Annotated in this window: 18 protein-coding genes; 6 read left to right on the top strand and 12 right to left on the bottom strand. The window is 32.3% G+C overall.

The features are described 5' to 3' along the window. Nucleotides 1-10: 10 nt before the first annotated feature. The 4 genes from proB to rpsO form a co-directional block, all read right to left on the bottom strand. Nucleotides 11-787: a glutamate 5-kinase gene (gene proB, locus WA327_RS05225; RefSeq protein ID WP_336067220.1), complete on the bottom strand. Its 777-nt coding sequence runs from the start codon at nt 785-787 to the stop codon at nt 11-13. A 1-nt stretch (nt 788) separates the two neighbouring features. Beyond that, entirely contained in the window at nt 789-1,595 is an 807-nt protein-coding gene (proC, locus tag WA327_RS05220) for a pyrroline-5-carboxylate reductase (RefSeq protein ID WP_336067218.1), read from the bottom strand. 295 nt (nt 1,596-1,890) lie between these two features. Continuing rightward, complete coding sequence (locus WA327_RS05215) at nt 1,891-4,116, bottom strand: polyribonucleotide nucleotidyltransferase (protein ID WP_336067215.1); 2,226 nt, start codon at nt 4,114-4,116, stop codon at nt 1,891-1,893. Between the two features lie 157 nt (nt 4,117-4,273). Continuing rightward, nucleotides 4,274-4,543, bottom strand: a complete 270-nt coding sequence (rpsO, locus tag WA327_RS05210) for a 30S ribosomal protein S15 (protein ID WP_336067212.1) — start codon at nt 4,541-4,543, stop codon at nt 4,274-4,276. Between the two features lie 117 nt (nt 4,544-4,660). Here rpsO and def point away from each other — a divergent pair, with 117 nt between their 5' ends. After that, nucleotides 4,661-5,284, top strand: a complete 624-nt coding sequence (gene def / locus WA327_RS05205; RefSeq protein ID WP_336067209.1) for a peptide deformylase — start codon at nt 4,661-4,663, stop codon at nt 5,282-5,284. A 62-nt stretch (nt 5,285-5,346) separates the two neighbouring features. On the opposite strand, the gene accD is transcribed toward def, so the two are convergent. The 3 genes from accD to WA327_RS05190 all read right to left on the bottom strand — a co-directional run bounded on the left by accD (nt 5,347) and on the right by WA327_RS05190 (nt 10,149). Next, complete coding sequence (accD, locus tag WA327_RS05200) at nt 5,347-6,204, bottom strand: acetyl-CoA carboxylase, carboxyltransferase subunit beta (protein WP_027881042.1); 858 nt, start codon at nt 6,202-6,204, stop codon at nt 5,347-5,349. Between the two features lie 228 nt (nt 6,205-6,432). Further along, nucleotides 6,433-7,500 carry a class II fructose-bisphosphate aldolase gene (fbaA, locus tag WA327_RS05195; RefSeq protein WP_336067207.1) on the bottom strand — a complete coding sequence of 356 codons (1,068 nt, stop codon included), beginning with the start codon at nt 7,498-7,500 and terminating at the stop codon, nt 6,433-6,435. A gap of 117 nt (nt 7,501-7,617) precedes the next feature. Continuing rightward, complete coding sequence (locus tag WA327_RS05190; protein ID WP_336067205.1) at nt 7,618-10,149, bottom strand: BamA/TamA family outer membrane protein; 2,532 nt, start codon at nt 10,147-10,149, stop codon at nt 7,618-7,620. Nucleotides 10,150-10,299: 150 nt separating this feature from the next. Between WA327_RS05190 and WA327_RS05185 the strand changes: the two genes are divergently transcribed. Continuing rightward, nucleotides 10,300-11,016 (top strand): RNA methyltransferase, encoded by a 717-nt coding sequence (locus WA327_RS05185; protein WP_336067203.1) that lies wholly within the window; start codon nt 10,300-10,302, stop codon nt 11,014-11,016. A 3-nt stretch (nt 11,017-11,019) separates the two neighbouring features. Here WA327_RS05185 and WA327_RS05180 read toward each other — a convergent pair whose 3' ends face one another. Continuing rightward, complete coding sequence (locus WA327_RS05180; protein ID WP_336067200.1) at nt 11,020-11,739, bottom strand: porin family protein; 720 nt, start codon at nt 11,737-11,739, stop codon at nt 11,020-11,022. Between the two features lie 5 nt (nt 11,740-11,744). Continuing rightward, a complete protein-coding gene (gene ubiE / locus WA327_RS05175) occupies nt 11,745-12,473 on the bottom strand; it encodes a bifunctional demethylmenaquinone methyltransferase/2-methoxy-6-polyprenyl-1,4-benzoquinol methylase UbiE (RefSeq protein WP_336067198.1) in 729 nt (242 codons plus the stop codon). 118 nt (nt 12,474-12,591) lie between these two features. Here ubiE and trkA point away from each other — a divergent pair, with 118 nt between their 5' ends. Both trkA and WA327_RS05165 read left to right on the top strand, forming a co-directional pair. Then, nucleotides 12,592-13,941, top strand: coding sequence for a Trk system potassium transporter TrkA (trkA, locus tag WA327_RS05170; protein ID WP_336067196.1), 1,350 nt, complete (start codon nt 12,592-12,594; stop codon nt 13,939-13,941). Between the two features lie 4 nt (nt 13,942-13,945). Continuing rightward, the gene (locus WA327_RS05165) at nt 13,946-15,451 is read left to right on the top strand and encodes a potassium transporter TrkG (RefSeq protein WP_336067193.1); all 1,506 of its coding nucleotides are present in this window, start codon (nt 13,946-13,948) and stop codon (nt 15,449-15,451) included. 404 nt (nt 15,452-15,855) lie between these two features. Here WA327_RS05165 and WA327_RS05160 read toward each other — a convergent pair whose 3' ends face one another. Then, the gene (locus WA327_RS05160; protein ID WP_336067190.1) at nt 15,856-17,046 is read right to left on the bottom strand and encodes a pyridoxal phosphate-dependent aminotransferase; all 1,191 of its coding nucleotides are present in this window, start codon (nt 17,044-17,046) and stop codon (nt 15,856-15,858) included. 9 nt (nt 17,047-17,055) lie between these two features. After that, on the bottom strand, nt 17,056-18,156 hold the full coding sequence (locus WA327_RS05155) for an acyl-CoA desaturase (RefSeq protein WP_336067188.1): 1,101 nt from the start codon (nt 18,154-18,156) through the stop codon (nt 17,056-17,058). Nucleotides 18,157-18,286: 130 nt separating this feature from the next. On the opposite strand from WA327_RS05155, the gene rsmG reads away from it, so the two are divergent. Continuing rightward, nucleotides 18,287-18,913: a 16S rRNA (guanine(527)-N(7))-methyltransferase RsmG gene (rsmG, locus tag WA327_RS05150; protein WP_027881054.1), complete on the top strand. Its 627-nt coding sequence runs from the start codon at nt 18,287-18,289 to the stop codon at nt 18,911-18,913. Nucleotides 18,914-18,966: 53 nt separating this feature from the next. On the opposite strand, the gene metK is transcribed toward rsmG, so the two are convergent. Continuing rightward, complete coding sequence (gene metK, locus WA327_RS05145) at nt 18,967-20,220, bottom strand: methionine adenosyltransferase (RefSeq protein WP_336067184.1); 1,254 nt, start codon at nt 20,218-20,220, stop codon at nt 18,967-18,969. A gap of 315 nt (nt 20,221-20,535) precedes the next feature. On the opposite strand from metK, the gene WA327_RS05140 reads away from it, so the two are divergent. Then, nucleotides 20,536-23,115, top strand: a complete 2,580-nt coding sequence (locus WA327_RS05140; protein ID WP_336067181.1) for a phosphoenolpyruvate carboxylase — start codon at nt 20,536-20,538, stop codon at nt 23,113-23,115. Nucleotides 23,116-23,156 lie beyond the last annotated feature (41 nt).

The raw sequence follows: 23,156 nt of genomic DNA, 5'->3' as shown, positions 1-23,156 counted from the left end.
TTCAATTTTTTTAGTGAATAAACTTTGTTCCTATTTCTTTATCGTCTACTATATCTACAATTACATTTTCTCTTTTACCATTGGCGATGTATGTAGGAATGTCTTTTTTTGCGGTTCCTTTGGCTATTTTTAATTTTGAAGCCATGCCACCACGACCTTCACCTTCTTTTTTACCAGAAGCTTTTACGTATTTTTCTACATTTTGATCGACAGTGACTTCAGTAATTTTTTCTGAACCTTCATCATCTGGATGACCAGTATATAATCCATCGGTATCTGATAAAATAATTAATCTATCAGCATCAATCAATTCTGCAACTAAACTTGCTAATTCATCATTATCTGAAAACATAGACATGCTTAGTGAAACAGCATCATCCTCATTAGCAATTGGTGTAACACCTTCGGCTAATAAGCCTTGATAACAATTAATCATATTTTCGCGGTGTTTACCAGCGTCAAAATCTCTTTTGGTTGCTAAAACCTGAGCGCAACGCATACCATAATCATGAAAAATGCTATAGTAATGACGCATTAATCGTGGTTGTCCAACTGAAGAATAAATTTGACGTCGTGTAGATTTATCCGTTGCTTTAATTTCTCCTAATACCTCTTTACCAGCAATTGCTGATCCTGATGATACTAAAACTACATCTATATCTCTTTCATTTAAAACAGAGATTTGACGCACCAATTCTCTTAATACTGGACCTAAAATTCTGTTGTCTTTATTGGTAAGTACGTTGGTACCTACTTTAACTACAATCTTTTTAATATCGTCTTCCATTTTATTTGTCTTTTCCTAATTCTACAGCTCTATCAAAAGCAGCATATGCAGCATCTTGTATTAACTGTTTTACATTATTATCTTCCATGCTATCTATAGCGGCTTGTGTTGTTCCTCCTTTTGAAGCAACTCTGTTTATCCAAGATTTTGGTGATAAATCAGATTGATTAAAAAGTTCTATAGCGCCTTCAAAAGTATTACTTACTAATACTTTAGAATCGTAATCAGAGAAGCCCATTTTTAATGCGGCTTCTAACATAGACTGCATAAAATAAAATACATATGCTGGTCCACTACCAGAAATACCAGTAGAAGCATCGATAAATTTTTCGGTATTAACATGTATAGAAGTACCTGTAGTATCTAAAAGGTTTCTAACCATGATTAACTCAATTTTAGAAACAGCTTCAGATTCTGTGTAAGAAGTTACTCCTTTACCAACTTTTGCGGGTAAGTTGGGCATTGCTCTTACTACTTTTTTAGCGTCTAATTGTTCCTTAATAGTGTCTATAGTTACACCAGCCATCAACGACACAACAATTTGTTGGCTGTTCATTTTCGACTTCATTTCTTTAAATAAGTCTTCACTATGATATGGCTTTACAGCTACAAAAACGATATCTGCTTTTGGTAGACAGTCGTCTAAATTATCATACACATCAAAATGAGGCTCTTTACTTAAAGTTTCGATTTTTTTTGGATCAGTATCATATATCTTAAGATTATGCTTACCTAAAAGTGGCGAACTTGCCATACCTTCAGAGTATGTTAATCCCATATTTCCTGCTCCAATAACTAATACTTTCATGTTTTTTTAAAGTGTTGGTTTTAAATATTATACACTCTTTATTGCACAAGGATTGTACGGAACACCCGAAAAAAGGAATTAATTTTGAGAATTGTTATATATGAAAATTATCTTTATAAAGTTTGAAGGTTTCTCAATTATTGAATAAAATCCTTAGTGTATTTTGAAAAATCAACAAAAATAAAAACTGACAGACTGTCGGAAAAGTGAGGTTTTGTCAGTTAAAAATATGGTTTATGCCAAAAAAAAGCCTATCGGTTAGATAGGCTTTTTCTAAAATTATTAATTAAAAGAATTAATCTCTTTTATCATTTCTAGGTTTTCTGTCATCTCGTTTGTTATTACGATCACGATTTCCACCTTTATTATTATCACGTTTTGGTCTGTCTTGCCAACCTTCAGGTTTTGGTAAAAGTGCTTTTCTAGACACTTTATCTTTTTTAGTTCTTGGGTCTACTCCAAAGTATTTTACATCAAAAACATCTCCCATGTTTACAACATCAGATACGTTTTCTGTGCGTTCCCAAGCTAATTCGCTTACGTGTAATAGAACTTCGTTTCCTGGTGCTTCAGTATATTCTACTACAGCTCCAAAATCTAACATTTTAATTACTTTAACTTCGTAAATACTACCAACTTCTGGTTTGAATAACATGGCGTCAATACGAGCTAAAACGGCATCTATACCTTGTGAACCAACACCTAAGATTTCAACAATCCCTTCTTCAGTAACAGGATCTTCATTGATAACGATGGTTGTTTCTGTTTCTTTTTGTAATTCTTGAATATTCTTTCCGCCAGGACCAATAAGTGCTCCGATAAACTCGTTAGGAATACGTCTTGTTACCATTTTTGGTGCGTGATCTTTAACGTCTGCATTTGGTTCAGAAATAGTATCTGTTAATTTGCTTAAGATATGTAAACGACCCTCACGAGCTTGTTTTAGTGCATTTACTAAAATCTCATATGATAATCCTTTTACTTTAATATCCATTTGGCAAGCTGTAATACCATCTTCGGTACCAGTTACTTTAAAGTCCATATCTCCTAAGTGATCTTCATCACCTAATATATCAGATAATACAGCGTATTTACCAGATTCTGTATCGGTGATTAATCCCATTGCAATACCAGAAACAGGCTTTTTTAATTGTACACCAGCATCCATAAGCGCCATAGTACCAGCACAAACTGTTGCCATAGAAGAAGAACCGTTAGATTCTAACACTTCTGATACTACACGTACTGTATAAGGACAATCTTCTGGTACCATACCTTTTAAAGCACGTTGCGCTAAGTTACCATGTCCAACTTCACGTCTAGAAGTACCTCTAATTGGTCTTGCTTCACCTGTTGAAAATGGAGGGAAGTTATAGTGTAAATAGAAACGCTCTTCACCTTCAAAAGATGGCATGTCTATTTGATTAGCTTCTCTACTTGTACCTAAAGTAACGGTTGCTAATGCTTGAGTTTCTCCACGTGTAAAGATAGAAGAACCGTGTGTTGATGGTAAATAATCTACCTCACACCAAATTGGTCTAATCTCGGTTGTTTTACGACCATCTAAACGTAATCCTTCGTTTAAAGTTAAGTCACGTACAGCAGCTTTTTCTGCTTTACTGTAATATTTTGAAATTAAATCACCAAAATCTTCAACTTCTTCTTCAGAGAAAGATGCTATTATTTCTTCTTTAATTTCAGCAAATGCCGCACCACGTTCGTGCTTAGAAGATCCTGCTTTTGCTACAGCATATACTTTGTCGTATGCCATATCGTGGATCTTTTTAGCTAAATCTTCATCTGCTCTTTCTGGTTCGTATTCTCTAGTTTCTTTTTTACCAAAAGCTTCAGCTAATTTTACTTGCGCTTCACATTGCACTTTGATAGCTTCATGAGCAGCTTTGATAGCTTCTGTCATTTCTTCTTCAGAAATCTCATCCATTTCACCTTCAACCATCATTACTGAGTCTGCAGATGCTCCAATCATCATGTCGATATCAGATTCTGCTAATTGCGATAATGTTGGGTTAATGATAAATTCTCCATTAATACGTCCAACTCTTACTTCTGAGATTGGAGTTTCAAAAGGAATGTCTGACAATTGTATAGCAGCAGATGCAGCTAAACCAGCCATAGCATCCGGCATAACTTCTGGATCATGAGACATTAATTGAATCATTACCTGAGTTTCGCTGTGGTAATCTTTTGGGAATAATGGACGTAAAACACGGTCTACAAGACGCATAGTTAAAACTTCTCCGTCGCTTGGTCTTGCTTCTCTCTTAAAGAAACCACCAGGATAACGACCAGCAGCAGCAAATTTCTCACGGTAATCTACTGTTAATGGTAAGAAGTCTACGTCTGCAGCTTTATAGTTGGAAACAACTGTACATAGTAACATACATTTTCCTGATTGCACAACAACAGAACCATGAGCCTGTTTTGCAAGTTTTCCGGTTTCGATAGATATTTCTCTACCGTCCCCAAGGTCAATGACCTCTTTGTAAGTTTTTGGAATCATAAATTTTTTAATTCTAATTAAACAATGGTCGTTGTGTTGTTGTGTAGTTGTTGTGTGACCAATGAAAAACTATAATTAGCTTCTTCAATTCCGATAGTTATACTCGTTCGAAAGCGAGTTATATAATGAAAAAAAGAGGCGCGAAGCCTCTTTTTAATTATTTTCTTAATCCTAATTCTTTCACTATTGCACGATATCTCATGATATCTTTCTTAGTTAAATAGTCTAAAAGCGCACGACGCTTACCTACCATTTTTACAAGAGAACGCTCTGAGTTAAAATCTTTACGATTCTTTTTTAAGTGTTCTGTTAAGTGGTTAATTCTGTAAGTGAATAACGCAATTTGTCCTTCTGCAGAACCAGTATCGTTTGCTCCTTTACCGTGTTTTGAGAAGATTTCTTCTTTTTTTTCTTTTGATAAATACATGCTAATATTATTGTAAATGATTGTTATGTACACGAAAGCCTTTCTTTCGAGCGGCAAATATAGTTATTTTTATTGAAAACAAATGATTAATTTAGAAACTTGTTTAAATTATTAAAGATGAAAAATAGCGTTACCTTTTTATTACTTCTAGTTTGTCTATACAGTTGCTCAAGTGGTAAAACAAAAAAGAAGTCTAATTTTAATAAGGAGCAGATTGCTCTTATTTTAAAAGATGTAGATGATACACCTATGCGTGTATACAAAATCACCAATAAAACAGACTCTATTCTTTTAAGGACACAAAGTACTTTTGTGAAACCAGATAGTACAGATGTAGTTTTACAAAGATTTGTTAATAGATTGTATGCAACAGTTAGAGATAGTATGTCTTTAGGTGTTGGTATTGCAGCACCACAAGTAGGTATTTTAAAAAATATAATTTGGGTGCAAAGATTTGATAAAGAAAATTTACCTTTTGAAGTTTATTTGAATCCGAAAATCATTGATTATTCAACAGAAAAACAAACTTATCGTGAAGGTTGTTTGTCAATACCCAATAGAACAGAAGTCTTAGATAGCAGGTCTAAAACTATTGTAATTGAATATGATACAATGAAAGAAGAGCATAAAACCGATACAATATCAGATTTTACAGCTGTAATTTTTCAACATGAAATAGATCATTTAAATGGGATATTGTACCTAGATCATCTAAATCAAGAAGTAAAAGATGCAGAATAAATTAAAAAAGTCCTTTAAATCTAGATTTAAAGGACTTTTTTGTGTTAAAAATTATTTTCTAATTAAGCTCTTAAAGGCTGATTAGTTATTAAGTCTATGTACTTATTAACTTTGTTTTTTAAATCTTTACGATGTGTAATAAAATCTAAGAAACCATGCTCTAATAAAAACTCTGAGGTTTGGAAGCCTTCAGGTAACTCTTGTCCTGTAGTATCACGTACAACACGTGGTCCAGCAAATCCTATTAAAGCACCTGGTTCTGCAATGTTTATATCTCCTAACATCGCAAAAGAAGCAGTAGTACCTCCAGTTGTTGGGTCTGTACATAAAGAGATGTAAGGTAAACCTGCATCTGCAAGTTGTCCTAATTTAGCAGATGTTTTTGCTAACTGCATTAATGATAAAGCAGCTTCCATCATACGTGCACCACCAGATTTGGATATAATCATAAATGGAAGTTTTTTCTTTAATGCATAATCTGCAGCACGAGCAATTTTTTCTCCAACAACACTACCCATAGATCCACCTATAAAAGCAAAATCCATACAAGCAATTACTAAATCTTTTCCTTTAGATTTACCAACAGCGCAACGTACAGCGTCTTTTAAATTTGTTTTCTTTTCAGCAGCTTTTAAACGGTCTGGATACTTTTTTGTGTCTTCAAATTTTAAAGGGTCTTTAGATGTTAGGTTAGCATCTAGCTCTTTAAACTTGTTATCATCAAATAAAATTTCAAAATATTCTTTACTTCCTATTCTTACGTGGTATCCATCCTCTGGACTTACATAGAAATTTTTCTCTAATTCTTTAGAGTCTACTATTTTACCAGTTGGAGACTTATACCATAAGCCTTTAGGAGTGTCTTTTTTTTGTTCTGTAGAGGTTTGTATACCTTTTTCCTTTCTTTTAAACCAAGCCATATTGATTTACGATTTTAGTTTGCAGTTTTAAGTTTTTTGCTTGAAAAACCGCTTTTGCTATTAGTTAGTTTTTAAGTAATCAAGCGTACAAAATTACAGTATTTATTATTCATTCTCAAAAAATTGAAATGATTAACTGTTAATTTTAATCTTGTAAGCATAAAAAATCCTGCTTAACTAAATGATAATAGTAAATAAGCAGGATTTATTAGTTTTAAAATTTAACGTTTATAGTGTGTTAACGTTATTTAAGTCTTCAAATGCTTTTTTAAGACGCTCTACAAAAGTTTGTTCACCTTTACGTAACCAAACACGTGGATCGTAGTATTTTTTGTTAGGTGAATCTGGTCCATCTGGACTACCAATTTGAGATTTTAAATAATCTGCTTTTTCGCCCATATAATCTCTAATACCAGACATAAATGCGTATTGCATATCTGTATCGATATTCATTTTAATAACACCGTAACCAATAGCTTCTCTAATTTCTTCTAAAGTAGAACCTGATCCACCGTGGAATACAAAATCAATATGGTTATTATCTACACCATATTTTTTTGTGATATACTCTTGAGAGTTTTTAAGGATTTTTGGTGTTAACTTTACATTTCCTGGTTTGTAAACTCCATGTACGTTACCAAAAGCAGCTGCAATTGTAAATTGGTCACTTACTTTGCTTAACTCTTCATAAGCATAAGCTACTTCTTCTGGTTGTGTGTATAATTTAGACTCATCTACATCGCTATTATCTACACCATCTTCTTCACCACCTGTTATACCTAATTCTATTTCTAGAGTCATACCCATTTTGCTCATACGCTCAAGGTAAGTTTTACAGATTTCTATGTTTTCTTCAAGAGGCTCTTCACTTAAATCAATCATATGAGAGCTGTAAAGAGGTTTACCTGTTTCTTTAAAATGTTGCTCGCTAGCGTCTAATAAACCATCAATCCAAGGTAATAATTTTTTTGCGCAGTGGTCTGTATGTAAAATTACAGGAACACCATAAGCTTCTGCCATTTGGTGTACATGTTTTGCACCTGCAATACTACCAGCTATAGCAGCTTTTTGTCCGTCGTTATTTAAACCTTTTCCGGCGTTAAATTGTGCGCCTCCATTTGAAAATTGAATAATAACAGGAGCGTTTAATTCTGCTGCAGTTTCTAAAACACCATTGATTGTGTTAGAACCAATTACGTTAACCGCAGGTAATGCAAAGCCTTTTTCTTTAGCTAGTTTGAAAATTTCTTGAACTTCTTTTCCGGTTGCAACTCCAGGTTTTATGTTATGAGCCATTTTTATAAAAATTTGTTGTATTAGTAATGTTTCAAAAGTAGTGAAAATTGACCGTATTTTTTAAGAAATAGCAATAAAAACACGCAAACGTTATCGTTGTTTTTGTGTGTTTTACGCTTAAAATGGATAGTTTATACCAATATTATAAACGGCGTTAGAGAAGTTATAATCTTTAAACCATCGGTTGCCTTCTGAATAAGCAGGATTATATGTTTTAAATCCAATATCTCCTCGAAGTACGAAGAAACCAAAATCATATCTTAGCCCAAATCCAGAACCAACAGCTATGTCTCTTAAGGAATCAAAACCTGAAAATGTAGCGCGATCATCTTCAATGTCATCAAAAACATTCCAAATGTTTCCTGCATCAACAAACAAAGCACCATTTAAATCACCAAACAAATTAAAACGTTGTTCTGCACTAAGGGCAATTTTAAAGTTAGCTTCATTAAACTCGTTAGTCGTGTTTAAGCTACCCGGACCTAAATTATAAGCTGTCCATGCTCTGTTATCATTAGCACCACCAGCAAAAAAACTTTTAGAAAACGGTATGTTGGTTGAGTTACCGTATGGGATTGCAATACCAACAAAACTTCTAACCGCAAACACGTTTTTGTAACCTAAGCGCCAATGTTTAATGTAATCAAATTCGGTTTTTACGTATTGAGAAAAAGCAACATTAAAAAGCTCGTATTTACCACTATCATTTTTTTCTACACCAATTAAAGAAGATATGGTTGATAAGAAGTTACCTGCTAATTCTAACTTAAGTCTTAGGATAGAGAAATCTTCATCTAATAAATTGTCTCTTCGGTCTTTAACATAGTTGAAATTTGTAGAAAAAATTAAGTTGTCTTCGGTTAGTCTTACCTTTCTTTCGGCAATTGCATTAGCGGCTCTTATATCGTCTTCAGGTAGAACACCATTGTAAGTTCCGTTTCTAATTTCATTTAAAAAATTATCGGCTTGAGTAGGAATACCTAAGGTTTGGTTTGGCGCAATAAAACCACTGGTTTGAGCAATTTCATTTAAAGCATCAAAAGAGTTTTGATACACATTAAAATAATTAGCTGTATTAAGGTTTTTTACAAATTGAATGTTGAAAAAATCTAATCTGTTTGTCACCTTTCTGCTAGGGTACCATTTGTAATTAAAAATTCCTGTAAACGTTTGTCTATCTAGACCAATATTTGTTTGGCTTGACGCCGAAAGAGAAATTTTTGTGCTAGGAAACATGGATTTAGGAATAATCTTTTCGGTATTAATTGGGAAGAAAATCCTTGGGAAACTTAGTTTTAAATTAGCACCAAGTTCATTAATATCAAAAAACTGATCGTTGCCATTATTAGCATCTTTTGAAGCACCGATAGAGGCAAACCCAGAAAGTTCTAAGGTTTCAGCTCCTCTAAATACGTTTCTAATTAATAGACTTGGATTAAAAGAGAATCCGACTGTTTGTATGTTACTTTGAAATGTTTCTGCGCTAATACCTAATTCAAACTTTTTTAATGGTGTTAGATAAATATTGGCGGTTAGCGTAGTGTCTTGATTTTCTACATATTCAATATTTGGGTATTTAAACGTACGTAGATTGCTTATTAATCTTGATGTTAATGGTCTAGCTTGATCTTTAAAAATGGTGTTTGGCGAAATAAATACCGCGTTTGTAATTGCTTTTGGCTTGTATCTTAATTTACCAACGCTATAAATATTGTAACCTTCGTAATTAGTAGAATCTGTTAAAGTTGCATTTCTATTCTTAAAAGAGCTATTGGTGTAAATATTTACGTCTTTAATAGTAAACACTTTAAAAGGTTCACGCCTAGATTCGTCTTCTTCTCTAATTAAACGGTTGTCTATAACAGTTTCTAGTGTCATTGTGCTATTTCCTCTTAAAGTATCAGAGACATAGCGTACATAATCTTGAGAAAAATGATATACACCATTATTACGCATAAGATTTGTTATGCGGTCTTCTTCGTTGTAAAGATCATTGTCTTTAAACTGTTTGCCAGCTTTTATAAAGCTTTCGTTTTTATGTTCTTCGTAAATTTTCTGAACAGAAGGTGAAGCTATTGTTGCAGATACTGTATCAATAATAAAAGGACTTCCTGTTTCAACTTTATAATCTATAGTTCCTCTTTTATTGTCTTTTCTGTTTATTTCGTAATCGGTTTTTACATTAAACCAACCGTTAGATTTGTAATAATTTTCAAGGTTTTTTGTAGACTTTTTTGTTAATTCTTCATCAATAATTACAGGTGCTTCTCCTGTTTTTTTAATCCACTTATTAAAATTAGATTTACTTTCTATAAGTTTATCTAATTGTTTTCTAGAAAGTAGTTTTGATTTGCGTTCCATTTTTTCTGGATTGTTGTAATACTTCTCCATTAAAATAGAATCTATATTAGGTCTAGCAATGTTATAAATAAACAAGCGTAAAGGCATTTTTATAAAAGGAATACGCGTGTTTGGTTTTTGTACGATAGTGTTAGAAATGGTGTCGTTTACAACTTTCTCATCATTGACAATTAAATTGTTTTCGGTTAAAAGATGTTGATTTTCGCTAACACGTTTAACCGAATTACAGCTGTTAAACAGCGTAACAATTAATAAAAAAACGACTATTTTTGGTTGAAATGTTTTCAATGATGTTTTAAAAAGCTAAGCAATTTTGATCAAAAGTTGTGCCTCTTATTTAAAGCTAATTCAAAAATACATTAAATATTGAATAAAGCTTAGGTGTAAATCCCTAAACTCCTTTTTTTTCTGTTACTTTATAAAAAAATTAAGATAAAAGTGATTTCTAAAAATCAGATTAAAAATATAACGCGTTTACAGCAAAAAAAATGTAGACAGCAAGATGGATTATTTATTGCTGAAGGTGTAAAAGTGATTAATGAGTTTTTAAATTCGACATTTAAGTTAGTCGATTTATTTACTACCGAAACTTTTAATGTTGAAAACGAAACACTAGTTTCAGAAGCAGAACTAAAAAAAATAAGTGCTTTAAAAACACCAAACACAGCTTTAGCGGTTTTTGAAATCCCTAAACTTTCCTTAATAGAAAACAAAGGATTGATAGTCGCTTTAGATGCTGTAAGAGACCCAGGAAATCTTGGAACAATCATTAGACTTTGCGATTGGTTTGGTGTAAAACAATTATTGTGTAGTAAAGAAACTGTAGATTGTTTTAACCCAAAAGTTGTGCAAGCAACTATGGGAAGTTTAACGCGTGTTAACGTGTTTTACATAGATTTAAATCATTATTTAGAAGAAACCAAACAGCCTGTTTTTGGTGCTTTTATGGATGGAGAAAATGTATACGCTTCTAATTTACCAGACCAAGGTATTTTAGTGTTAGGTAATGAAGCTAATGGTATTAGTCAATCTATTGAAAAACACGTAAATCAGCGCATTAGCATACCAAGATTTGGAGATTTGCAAGAAACAGAAAGTTTAAATGTAGCTACAGCAGGAGCTATTTTGTTAAGTGAGTTTAGAAGAAGTAATTAAATTTTATTGAACTGTAAAATTCACAAAAATCCCTCTAGTTTGCATTTTGTTTATATTGCTTGTCCATGGACTGTTTGGGTCTTTATCTCTAATAAGTTCGTCATTTAAAGCAAAAACACCACGTATTGAAGGCGTAAACTTAAAACGGTCTAAGTAAAAATCTATCCCAAAACCAAGCTCGTAAAACTGTGCGCTTTTTTTCATTCTAAATTCTCCAGCAGAATTATCATCAGGATTTTTTTCGTTACTGGATAAGTTAATAGCAGTAGATATACCGGTTAAAATAAAAGGTTTGATGTTGTTAATTCTTTTAGTCGAAATTTTTAACAGCAGCGGAAAATACACGTAAGTAGATTTTACTTCACGTAGTAAATCAGAATCAGAAACTTCATCTTCAAAATTATCAAAGTAATTAATAGAGTAGTTTAAGTTACGTTGCGCTATGACTAGACCAGGCTCTAAACGTAAATCAAAATGGTCATTTATACGTAAATTACCAATTAAGCCAACATTAAATCCTACAGTACGTTCTGTTTGGATGTCTCCTAAATCATCATTATAGTCAAACTTAAAATCTAGATTATTAAAGCCTAAATAGTAGCCCCAACTTAAAGTTGCTTTATCTATATTTTGTAAGTTTTGTACTTTTTCTTTTGTAAATAATTGCGCGTTAGACGCTGTTATGCTTGATAAAACAAAAAGTAAAGAAAAAATATATTTCATGTAAATTATTGTTTTGATGCTGTATAAATTGTTGCTACACCAAATGTTTGTGGTTTATCTTCTACATTAATAAACCCAATATTACGTAAAATATTGTTTAAAGCTTCACCGTAAGGAAAAACAGAAGCACTTTCGCTTAAATATTTGTAAGCTGTTTTGTCTTTTGAGAATAGTTTACCAATGGTTGGTAAAATAAATTTAGAATATACTTTGTAACCTTGTTTAAATGGGAATTTTGTTGGTACAGAAGTTTCTAAAATAACAAAAGTGCCACCAGGTTTTAAAACACGTAAAATATCTTTTAAACCATTTTCTAAGGTTTCAAAATTTCTTACACCAAACGCAACAGTAATAGCATCAAAAGTGTTGTCTTCAAAAGGCATGTTTTCAGAATCGCCAATAATCATATCAATACGATTATCTAATTGTTTGGCTTTTACTTTTTCTTTTCCAACGTTTAACATTCCTGGACTAATGTCTAAACCAACAATTTTTTCTGCAGAAGTTTCGGCTAAATTTATAGCTAAATCACCAGTTCCTGTAGCAATATCCAAAACAGTTTTTGGTTGTTGTTGTTTAACTATTTCAACAACTTTTTTTCGCCATTTAATATCAATTCCAAATGATATAACTCGGTTTAAACCATCGTATTCTTTAGAGATTGTATCAAACATTTGTGTGACTTGTTCTTTCTTGCCTAAGTCACTATTTTTATAAGGATTTACTTTTGTCAAAACTAAAATTTTGGCAAAGATAATGCTTTACATATTCTCTTAAAACTTCAAAAGGATAATTATTTAAGGCTTAAATATTTAAAATATTTATCTTTGTATCCCATATTTTATATAATCTATGAAAATAATTATTGCAGGAGCAGGTGAAGTTGGATTTCATTTAGCAAAACTACTGTCTTACGAGTCTCAAGAAATTACCTTAATTGATACCGATAGAGAAAGTTTAACCTATGCAGATAACCACCTTGATATTAAAGTAATTAAAGGTGACGCAACGTCTATTGCTATCTTAAAAGAATCTAGAGTAGAGGCTTCAGATTTGTTTATAGGTGTAACCGCTTCAGAAACCACAAATATTACTGCTTGTGTCCTTGCTAAACAATTAGGAACAAAACGAACAATTGCAAGAATTTCTAATACCGAATTTATCAAACACAAAGATGAGGTAGGTTTTACCAGATTTGGAATTGATGAATTAATTTCGCCAGAAAGTTTAGCAGCATCTGAGATTGAATTACTTTTAAATCAATCGGCTTTTAGAGATAGTTACGAGTTTGAAGATGGCGCATTAACTATGGTTAGCTTAAGTCTATCTCGTACTGCAAGTTTTGTTGGTAAAACGGTAAAAGAAGCTGGGCAATTATTTTCTGAAATTCATTTTGTGCCAATCGCCATACAGCGTTTTGGTACACAATACACGATTATTCCGCGTGGTGATACCGAGTTTAGAGAAGGCGATAGCGTAGTATTTATTACTAGTGAAGGAGGAGATCAAGAATTATGTAGAATGACAGGTAAATCTAACACTGCTATTAAAGATGTAATGATTCTTGGAGGTAGTAAAATTGGATTTAAAACTAGTAGAGATTTGTCTACAAACGGTTTTAATATTAAGCTAATAGAAAATAATAAAGAAAATGCTTTTGAGCTTGCAGACGAATTACCAAAAGTATTAGTCATAAACGGTGACGGACGTAATGTAGAGCTTCTTGAAGAAGAAAATATTAGCGATATGGATGCGTTTATTTCTGTTACAGGAAATTCTGAAACCAACATTATGTCTTGCTTAGTAGCAAAATCAAAAGGTGTTAAAAAAACAATTGCTTTAGTAGAAAATATGGACTATTTTGAATTGTCTCAGTCCATAGGAATAGATACACTTATCAATAAAAAGCTTTTAGCAGCAAACAATATCTTTAGATACATACGTAAAGGAGAAGTTATTGCAATGACAAAGCTTAACAACATGAATGCAGAGTTATTAGAGTTTAAAGTAAAAGCAACATCAAAAATCTGTAATAAATTGATTAAAGATGTCGAGTTTCCTAGGTCTGCAATTGTTGGTGGTGTTATTAGAAATGGCGAAGGACTTATCGCACTTGGAGGATTTAAAGTAGAAGAAGGCGATTATATTGTGGTTTGTTGTCTGCCAAGATCTATTAAAGAAGTAGAAAAATTATTCTTGTAATTACATGGGAAAAGGACTTCATCTTAACTATAAAATCATTTTTTATTTTTTTGGATTACTGTTAGTTTTTAACGGTGGTTTTATGTTATTATCTTCTTTGGTAAGTTTGATTTATCAAGATGGAGTAACGTTGCAAATATTTCTTTCAGGTGTTGTAACATTAATTTTTGGACTCTTTGGTATGTTGCACCATCGCAATCATAACAAAGAAATGAATAAACGCGAAGGTTATATAGTTGTAGCTTTTGGATGGATAGTTATGTCGCTTTCTGGAGCAATTCCTTATGTGGCAACAGGAGCAATACCTAGTTTTACCAGTGCTTTTTTTGAAACCATGTCTGGTTTTACAACTACTGGAGCTTCTATTTTAAATGATATTGAAGTGGTGCCAAAAGGTGTTTTGTTTTGGCGAAGCTTAACCCATTGGATTGGAGGTATGGGAATTATCGTTTTAGCAGTTGCAATTCTTCCTTTATTAGGAATTGGAGGAATGCAGTTATTTGCTGCTGAAGCGCCAGGACCAAGCGCAGACAAACTACATCCACGTATAACAGATACAGCAAAACGACTTTGGTTAATTTACTTTGGTTATACTGCTGCCGAAACTATTTTGCTTAAAGTAGCAGGAATGAGCTTTTTTGATGCTATAAATCACTCGATGAGTACGCTGTCAACAGGAGGATTTTCTACAAAAAATGCAAGTGTAGCGTATTGGAATGATAATCCATTAATCCAATACATTATTATACTGTTTATGTTTTTGGCTGGGACAAATTTTGTCTTAAGTTATTATGCATTTAAAGGAAAAGTACAGAAGATTATTCAAGATGAAGAGTTTAAACTATACTTTAAATTTATAACAATCTTTACCTTAGTGGCATCGCTTTTAATCTATTTTAAAGCAGATGTTTCGGTTTCTAGTATTTCTCATCCACAAGTTTTAGGAGAAGGCGAAAGTGCTTTTAGACATGCATTATTTCAAGTGTTAACTGTGGTGACTACTACAGGTTTTATTAGTGCAGATTATACTTTATGGACACCTTTTTTAACAGTAATGTTTTTTGGGTTAATGTTTTTAGGTGGCTCAGCAGGAAGTACTTCTGGAGGTGTGAAAGTGGTGCGTCACTTAGTAATGATTAAAAACGGTTTTTTAGAATTTAAAAGAACTTTACATCCAAACGCGGTATTGCCTGTTAGATATAATCGTAAATCAGTTTCAGGAATCATTGTATTTAATATCCTTGGTTTCTTTATTCTTTATATGATTTCTTTTATTACTGGCGCATTAGGTTTTTCTATGATGGGATTTGACTTTGAATCTTCTATAGGTATTGCAGCGTCAAGTTTAGGTAATGTAGGTCCTGCTTTAGGTGTTTTTGGTCCTGTAAACAATTACGCAGCATTACCACCAATAGGACTTTGGTGGTCAAGTTTTTTAATGCTGATAGGTCGTTTAGAATTATTTACTGTACTTATTTTGTTAACACCTTTTTTCTGGAGAAACAGGTAGTTAATCGTATTTAAAAGCTTTATCTGTAACATTTTAAAGAAAAATACTACGTATATATAAAAGGGTTTTATTTCATCTAAATTTTATATATTATGTTTGGCGGTTCTCCATCTTCGGTAATTAAAAACAATAGAGACTTATTAAAAAATAATAAGAGGGAGAAGTTTGTCTATAAAAAAAGCATACGGAATAAAGTAGAAAAAGAAAAGTTTGATCACTTAATTCTAAATATAGAATATTGTCAAAAAATTAGTGAAAAATTAAAAAAAGAACACAAAATAAGACGAATCAAACAAGTTGTTTTTTTAATGCTTATAATGATTTTTTTAGTTAGTATTCTTTATTATTACGCATAAAAAAAGACCTTAATTTTAAGGTCTTTTTTGTGTTTGTATGAGTTATTTTTAACTAACTGCTTCCTTAATTCTTTTTATCGCTTCTTTAATTTGTTCTTGACTAGCAGCATAACTAATACGGATGCAGTCAGGATTACCAAAAGCGTCTCCAGTTACTGTTGCAACTAAAGCTTCTTCAAGTAAGAATAAAGAAAAGTCTGTAGCGTTGTTAATTGTTTTTCCTTTTAAAGTTTTTCCGAAGAAATAAGATACATTAGGGAACACATAAAACGCACCTTCAGGTACATTGGTGTTAAAACCTTCAATATCACTTAGCAAATCTAAAACCAGATCACGACGTACTTTAAATTCATCAATCATAAATTTTACCGCGCTTGGATCTGCATTTAAAGCAGTAATTACTGCACGTTGCGCAATACAGTTAGCGCCGCTAGTAATTTGACCTTGCATTTTGTTACAAGCACGAGCAATCCAATCTGGCGCGCCAATGTAACCAATACGCCAACCAGTCATTGCAAATGCTTTAGATACACCATTTACAGTAATAGTTCTATCATACATACCATCTACGCTAGCCATACTTGTATGTGGCGCTGCAGTATAATTAATATGCTCATAGATTTCATCTGAAACGATATAAATATTTGGGTGTTTTTTTAAAACTTCAGCTAAACCTTCTAATTCTTCTTTGCTGTAGATTGATCCGCTTGGGTTACAAGGAGAACTAAACCAAAGCATTTTAGTTTTTGGTGTAATTGCAGCTTCTAATTGAGCTGGAGTCATTTTAAAGTCAGTATCAATAGTTGTTGGTACTTCTACAGGAATACCATCATTTAACTTTACAATATCAGCGTAGCTTACCCAGTATGGACAAGGTAAAATAACTTCGTCACCTTCATTTAACATCACCGCAGCTACATTTGCTAAACATTGTTTTGCTCCTGTAGAAACAACTATTTGTGGTAATGTGTAAGTAAGATTATTATCGCGTTTAAACTTAGTAATTATAGCTTCTTTTAACTCTTGGTAACCATCTACTGGTGTGTAAGAATTATAATTATCATTAATTGCTTGAATAGCAGCATCTTTAATAAAATCTGGAGTATTAAAGTCAGGCTCGCCTAAACTAAGTCCAATAATATCTTTGCCTTCACCTCTTAATTCTCTTGCTTTAGCCGCCATAGCTAAAGTTGCAGAGGTAGACATGTTTAAAATTCGGTTAGAAAGTTGTTGGTTCATTGTTAGTTGTTAAGCTTGTAATGCTGGTCTTTTCCCCATTTCTTTTAAAAATCTAAAATGAGCAATTACAGCTTTACGTGTTGTTTTATATTCGTTGTAAGGTAAATTAAATTCTTTAGCTGTGTTTTTAACTATTTCGGCAATTTTATTGTAGTGAACATGGCTAATATTTGGGAAAATATGATGTTCAACTTGATGATTTAATCCGCCTGTAAACCAGTTAATAATTCTGCTTTTAGCACCAAAATTAACTGTTGTTTTTAATTGATGGATTGCCCAAGTATTTTTCATAGTACCATCTTTTTCCGGTAATGGCATTTCTGCTTCATCCATAACGTGAGCTAACTGAAATACAACACTTAAAATCAAACCAGCTGTATAATGCATGATGAAGAAACCTAAAAGAACCTTCCACCAAGCAAGATCAAAAAATACTAAAGGAATAATAATCCAAATAGCGATATAAACTAATTTTGAAATTACTAATTTACTCCAATTCCAAACAGGATTAGGAAATTTCCCATAGGCTAATTTACGTTTCATGTAACGTTTCATTTGTTGCCAATCTGTAGTAATTGCCCAATTAATGGTTAATAAACCATATAGTAAGATAGAGTAGTAGTGTTGAAATTTATGGTGTTTTCTCCATTCTGTATGTTCAGAAAAACGTAAAATACGACCTGCTTCTAAGTCTTCATCATGTCCATGAATATTTGTGTAAGTATGATGTAAAACGTTGTGTTGTACTTGCCAGTTGTAAACATTACCTGCTAAAATGTAAATGCTGCTTCCCATTAAACGGTTAACCCATTCTTTATTAGAAAAAGAACCATGGTTACCATCGTGCATCACATTCATACCAACTCCAGCCATACCAATACCCATAACAATAGTTAAAAGTAATTGAGCCCAACCAGGAATGTTTAAGGTCATAATTAAAAAATATGGAGCTAAAAACATAGTAAACATAACTATGGTTTTAAGCCAAATACGCCAGTCTCCTGTACGTTTAATGTTGTTTTCTTTAAAATACTTGTTTACTCTTTTATTAAGTGTTCTAAAAAAGTTTGCAGAATCTGTTCTTGAAAAAGAAAGTGTTTGCTTTGTCATTGCTATTAATTATTTATTTTATAACGTGTAAGAGCCAAATTTTATTGGCTGTAAAGATATGTAAATATGTAAAAGCAAGCGCAATGTTTTAGTGTTAAATGTCTATTTTTGCCTAAATTTTATACAACCCATGGAACTCATTTTAAAATATTTTCCTGATTTAACAGAGAAACAAATTGCTCAATTTGAAGCTTTAGAAGATTTATATAAAGATTGGAACTTAAAGATAAACGTCGTGTCAAGAAAAGATATTGACGAATTGTATTTGAGACACGTTTTACACTCATTAGCTATTGCAAAAGTTATAAATTTTAAAGACGGAAGTTCTTTGATGGATGTTGGTACTGGTGGCGGTTTTCCGGGTATACCGTTGGCTATTTTATTTCCTAATTGTCAATTTCATTTAGTAGATAGTATTAATAAAAAACTAAATGTTGTAAGAGAAGTAATGGCTGGTTTAGAGCTTGAAAATGTAAAAGTAACACATACTAGAGTTGAAGAGATTAATGAAACTTACGATTTTATTATTAGTCGTGCAGTTGCAGCAATGCCAACTTTTGTACATTGGGTAAAGGGTAAGATAGCTAAACCACAGAATAATGATTTAAAAAATGGAATTATTTATTTAAAAGGTGGTGATTTAACTGAAGAATTAAAAGATTATCAAACCACGACTATTTATAATATATCAGACTTTTTTGAAGAAGATTTTTTCGAAACCAAAAAAGTAGTTCATCTACCATTAAAATGGAAGTAAATAAAAAAGCCTTTTCATATCGAAAAGGCTTTTTTTATTTTGATTTATAAGAATTATAACCCAAATTCAGTTTTTACTTTTTCAACATAGTCAAGTTTTTCCCATGTAAATAATTCAACATCTAATGTTACATTTTCACCGTTAGGTTGTTCAAAAGTTTTAGTAACAACTTCGTTTTGTCTTCCCATATGTCCATAAGCTGCAGTTTCGCTATACATAGGGTTGCGTAGTTTTAAGCGTTCTTCGATAGCTGCTGGACGCATATCAAATATTTTTGAGACTTTTTCTGCAATTTCCCCATCGGTCATATTAAAAGGACAAGTTCCGTAAGTATCAATAAAAATCCCCATTGGTTCTACAACACCAATAGCATAACTTACTTGTACTAAAACCTCGTCACAAACTCCAGCAGCAACAAGATTTTTAGCAATGTGTCTTGTGGCATAAGCAGCACTACGGTCTACTTTACTTGGGTCTTTTCCTGAAAAAGCACCACCACCATGTGCGCCTTTTCCGCCATAAGTGTCTACTATAATTTTACGACCTGTTAATCCTGTGTCGCCATGTGGTCCACCAATTACAAATTTTCCTGTTGGATTGATGTGGTATTTAATGTCGTTATTAAATAGCCCTTTTAATTCTTCAGGTAAAGATGCAACAACTCTTGGTATTAAAATTTCAATAATATCCTTTTTAATTTTTGCTAGCATGGTAGCTTCATCTGCAAAATCGTCATGTTGTGTAGAGACTACGATAGCATCAATACGTTGAGGTACGTTATCATCACTATACTCGATAGTTACCTGGCTTTTAGAATCTGGTCTTAAGTAAGTAATATCTTTGTTTTCGCGTCTTAAAATTGCTAATTCTTTTAAGATTTTATGAGATAAATCTAATGCAAGTGGCATGTAGTTTTCAGTCTCGCGTGTTGCATAACCAAACATCATACCTTGGTCACCAGCGCCTTGTTCTTCTTTAGTAGCACGGTCTACACCACGACTAATGTCGTCACTTTGCTCATGTATTGCACTAAAAACACCGCAAGAGTTGCCGTCAAACATATATTCTCCTTTGGTGTAACCAATTTTATTTATAGTATCTCTTGCAATTTTTTGAACATCTAAATAAGTGTTAGACTTAACCTCTCCAGCTAAAACCACTTGACCAGTCGTAACCAACGTTTCGCAAGCTACTTTACTTTCTTTGTCAAATGCTAAAAAATTATCAATTAAAGCATCACTAATTTGATCTGCTACTTTATCTGGATGTCCTTCAGATACACTTTCTGATGTAAATAAATACGCCATTTTAAATTTAATTTATAGGTAAGATTTGACACGTGCGTCTCAAGGAAGTATTACTGCCTTTAGCATTTTTTATGGAGGTTGCAATCAGTCAAATCTTTCCTCTGTTTTTTCGAGCGACAAATGTACTAAAATAAAATAATTTAAAAACTGGTAAGACGTTAAAATTATTATAACAATAACTTCAAATACAAGAAGAAAAAAATATTAATTACGAAAAGGTTTTCTCTAATTTAATCTTAAAAAACGCGTTATACTTTGCTAAGTTTAAGAAGCTTCATTAACTTTAAGCTTAATAAAAAAAAATAAAAGATAAATATGCCTTTACAGCCAAAGTTAACTCGTTTTAATCAAAATGTTTTGTCAAAATACCAAATCTACAATAGTATTTTTATGACCCTGCCTTTTGATACAATTACAAAAACTGGTGTCTTATTACCGTTGTTTCATGAAACGTGTCAGAAAGGTTTTAAAGATGGGCAAAATCCAACTGAAATTGTAGAAACCTTCTTTGAAAAATACCAAGCAAGACGAAGTGAAGAAAGCCGAATAAATCTTATGTTCAGGTTTATTCAATATATAGAAAGACAAGTTGTTTTGTTTGATGCTATTGAAGATGCTGCATTTTCTGTAGTAAATAATATGGATGGTATTGGTACGTTAAGAAGTTTAAAAGAATCTACTAGAGCAAATGGAAAATTAGACGAGCTACGTGAATATTTAGAAGAATTTAAAGTGCGAATAGTACTTACGGCGCATCCAACTCAATTTTATCCAGGTTCTGTTCTGGCGATTATTACAGATTTGACAGAAGCCATAAAAGACAATGATTTATTAAGGATTAATGATTTGTTAGCCCAATTAGGTAAAACACCTTTCTTTAAAGATAAAAAGCCAACACCATACGATGAGGCTGTAAGTTTAATTTGGTATTTAGAAAACGTGTTTTACTATTCTTTTGGTAAAATATTTGATTACATTCAGAGTAATATTTTTGAAGGCGAAGAAGTAAATAACGATATTATTAATGTTGGCTTTTGGCCAGGAGGAGATAGAGATGGTAATCCATTTGTTACACCGGAAATTACTCTGAAAGTAGCAAATAAATTAAGAGAAGCAATAATAAAAAACTACTATCGAGATGTAAGACGATTAAAAAGAAAACTAACCTTTGAAGGTGTAGAAGATAGAGTTTTAAAATTAGAGTCGCAACTATACAGTATTGTGCTTCAACAAGAATCAGATTTAACACTTCAAAACTTTACTGAAGAATTAGAAGCTATAAAAAAAGTAATTATAGAAAAACATCAATCACTTTACGTAGATGAATTAACAAGTCTACTTAATAAAGTGAAATTGTTTGGTTTTCATTTTTCAAATTTAGATATCCGTCAAGATAGTCGTGCACATGCTAAGGTGTTTAACACTATGGTTGATACTTTAATTGAAAGCGGTAGTGATATTTTTCCTAAAAATTATCACGATTTAAATGAAAAAGAACAAGTGCAATTACTGTCTAAAGTAAAAGGAAAAGTGGATTTATCGTTGATAAAAGATGAAGACGCCTTAAAAGCACTTAAGACTATTGAGGTGATAAAAACCATACAAGAAAATAATGGAGAGCGCGCAGCAAACCGTTATATTATTAGTAATAACCAAACCACATTAAATGTAATGCAACTTTTTGCAATGCTTAAATTGGTAGCGTTTCATGATAAACTAACGGTAGATATTGGTCCGTTGTTTGAAACCATTACCGATTTAGAAAATGCACATTTAGTGATGGAAGAATTATATACAAATCCAGAATATAGTGCACATTTAAAATCTAGAGGAAACAAACAAACCATCATGTTAGGTTTTAGTGATGGTACAAAAGATGGTGGTTACCTAATGGCTAATTGGGCAATATATAAAGCAAAAGAACGCTTGACAGAAGTGTCTAGAAAATACGATGTCACAGTAATTTTCTTTGATGGACGTGGCGGACCGCCAGCACGTGGTGGAGGAAAAACACATAACTTTTACGCGTCTTTAGGGCCAACTATTGAGGATAAAGAAGTGCAGTTAACCATTCAAGGACAGACAATAAGTTCTAATTTTGGGACTTTAGAATCTTCTCAATATAATTTAGAGCAGTTAATAAGTTCTGGACTATACAATAGTTTAAGTGATACAGATTTAAGAATGGTACCAGAAAATAGAGAAGTGATGGATAATTTAGCTAAGCTAAGTTATCAAGCCTACTCTAACTTTAAGCAACACGAAAAATTCATTCCTTATTTAGAACACATGAGTACCTTAAAATATTACGCTAAGACAAATATTGGTAGTCGTCCGTCAAAAAGAGGAAAATCTGAAGGTTTAGTATTTGAAGATTTAAGAGCAATACCTTTTGTAGGGTCTTGGAGTCAATTAAAGCAAAACGTACCAGGTTTTTTTGGTGTAGGAACAGCGCTTAAACATTATGAAGATGCAGGTGAATTTGATAAAGTGCAAACTTTATTTAAATCGTCTAATTTCTTTAGGACGTTAATAGAAAACAGTATGATGTCCTTATCAAAATCTTTCTTTGACTTGACAAAATATATGAGTGAAGATCCTGAATATGGCGAGTTTTGGAATATTATCTATAAAGAGTTTGAAACCTCTAAGCGTTTAATTTTAAAACTAACTGGCTATAAAGAATTAATGCAGGAAGAGCCAGCAGGAAAGGCTTCAATTAATGTTAGAGAATCTATAGTGTTACCTTTGCTAACTATACAGCAATATGCTTTAAAGAAAATTCAAGAGTTGCAAAAAAATGGAGTAACAGAAGGTGAAGAATTTGAAGTGTATCAAAAAATGGTTACACGTTCATTGTTTGGTAATATTAACGCTAGTCGTAATTCGGCTTAAGATTAAAATGAATTTCATTTAACAAAAAGGCACTTTTTTAA

This window comes from Mesoflavibacter sp. CH_XMU1404-2, assembly GCF_037029465.1.
Taxonomy (GTDB): Bacteria; Bacteroidota; Bacteroidia; order Flavobacteriales; family Flavobacteriaceae; genus Mesoflavibacter.
The sequence above is the reverse complement of the archived record's forward strand: the minus strand, read 5'-3'. Positions and strand labels throughout refer to the sequence as shown.

Coding starts and splice junctions, on each gene's coding strand:
- fbaA (WP_336067207.1), bottom strand. CDS start 7,500: ATGGCTCATAACATAAAACCTGGAGTTGCAACCGGAAAAGAAGTTCAA.
- WA327_RS05140 (WP_336067181.1), top strand. CDS start 20,536: ATGCCTTTACAGCCAAAGTTAACTCGTTTTAATCAAAATGTTTTGTCA.
- proB (WP_336067220.1), bottom strand. CDS start 787: ATGGAAGACGATATTAAAAAGATTGTAGTTAAAGTAGGTACCAACGTA.
- metK (WP_336067184.1), bottom strand. CDS start 20,220: ATGGCGTATTTATTTACATCAGAAAGTGTATCTGAAGGACATCCAGAT.
- rpsO (WP_336067212.1), bottom strand. CDS start 4,543: ATGTATTTATCAAAAGAAAAAAAAGAAGAAATCTTCTCAAAACACGGT.
- WA327_RS05155 (WP_336067188.1), bottom strand. CDS start 18,156: ATGACAAAGCAAACACTTTCTTTTTCAAGAACAGATTCTGCAAACTTT.
- WA327_RS05165 (WP_336067193.1), top strand. CDS start 13,946: ATGGGAAAAGGACTTCATCTTAACTATAAAATCATTTTTTATTTTTTT.
- WA327_RS05160 (WP_336067190.1), bottom strand. CDS start 17,046: ATGAACCAACAACTTTCTAACCGAATTTTAAACATGTCTACCTCTGCA.
- rsmG (WP_027881054.1), top strand. CDS start 18,287: ATGGAACTCATTTTAAAATATTTTCCTGATTTAACAGAGAAACAAATT.
- def (WP_336067209.1), top strand. CDS start 4,661: ATGAAAAATAGCGTTACCTTTTTATTACTTCTAGTTTGTCTATACAGT.
- WA327_RS05215 (WP_336067215.1), bottom strand. CDS start 4,116: ATGATTCCAAAAACTTACAAAGAGGTCATTGACCTTGGGGACGGTAGA.
- WA327_RS05180 (WP_336067200.1), bottom strand. CDS start 11,739: ATGAAATATATTTTTTCTTTACTTTTTGTTTTATCAAGCATAACAGCG.
- trkA (WP_336067196.1), top strand. CDS start 12,592: ATGAAAATAATTATTGCAGGAGCAGGTGAAGTTGGATTTCATTTAGCA.
- proC (WP_336067218.1), bottom strand. CDS start 1,595: ATGAAAGTATTAGTTATTGGAGCAGGAAATATGGGATTAACATACTCT.
- accD (WP_027881042.1), bottom strand. CDS start 6,204: ATGGCTTGGTTTAAAAGAAAGGAAAAAGGTATACAAACCTCTACAGAA.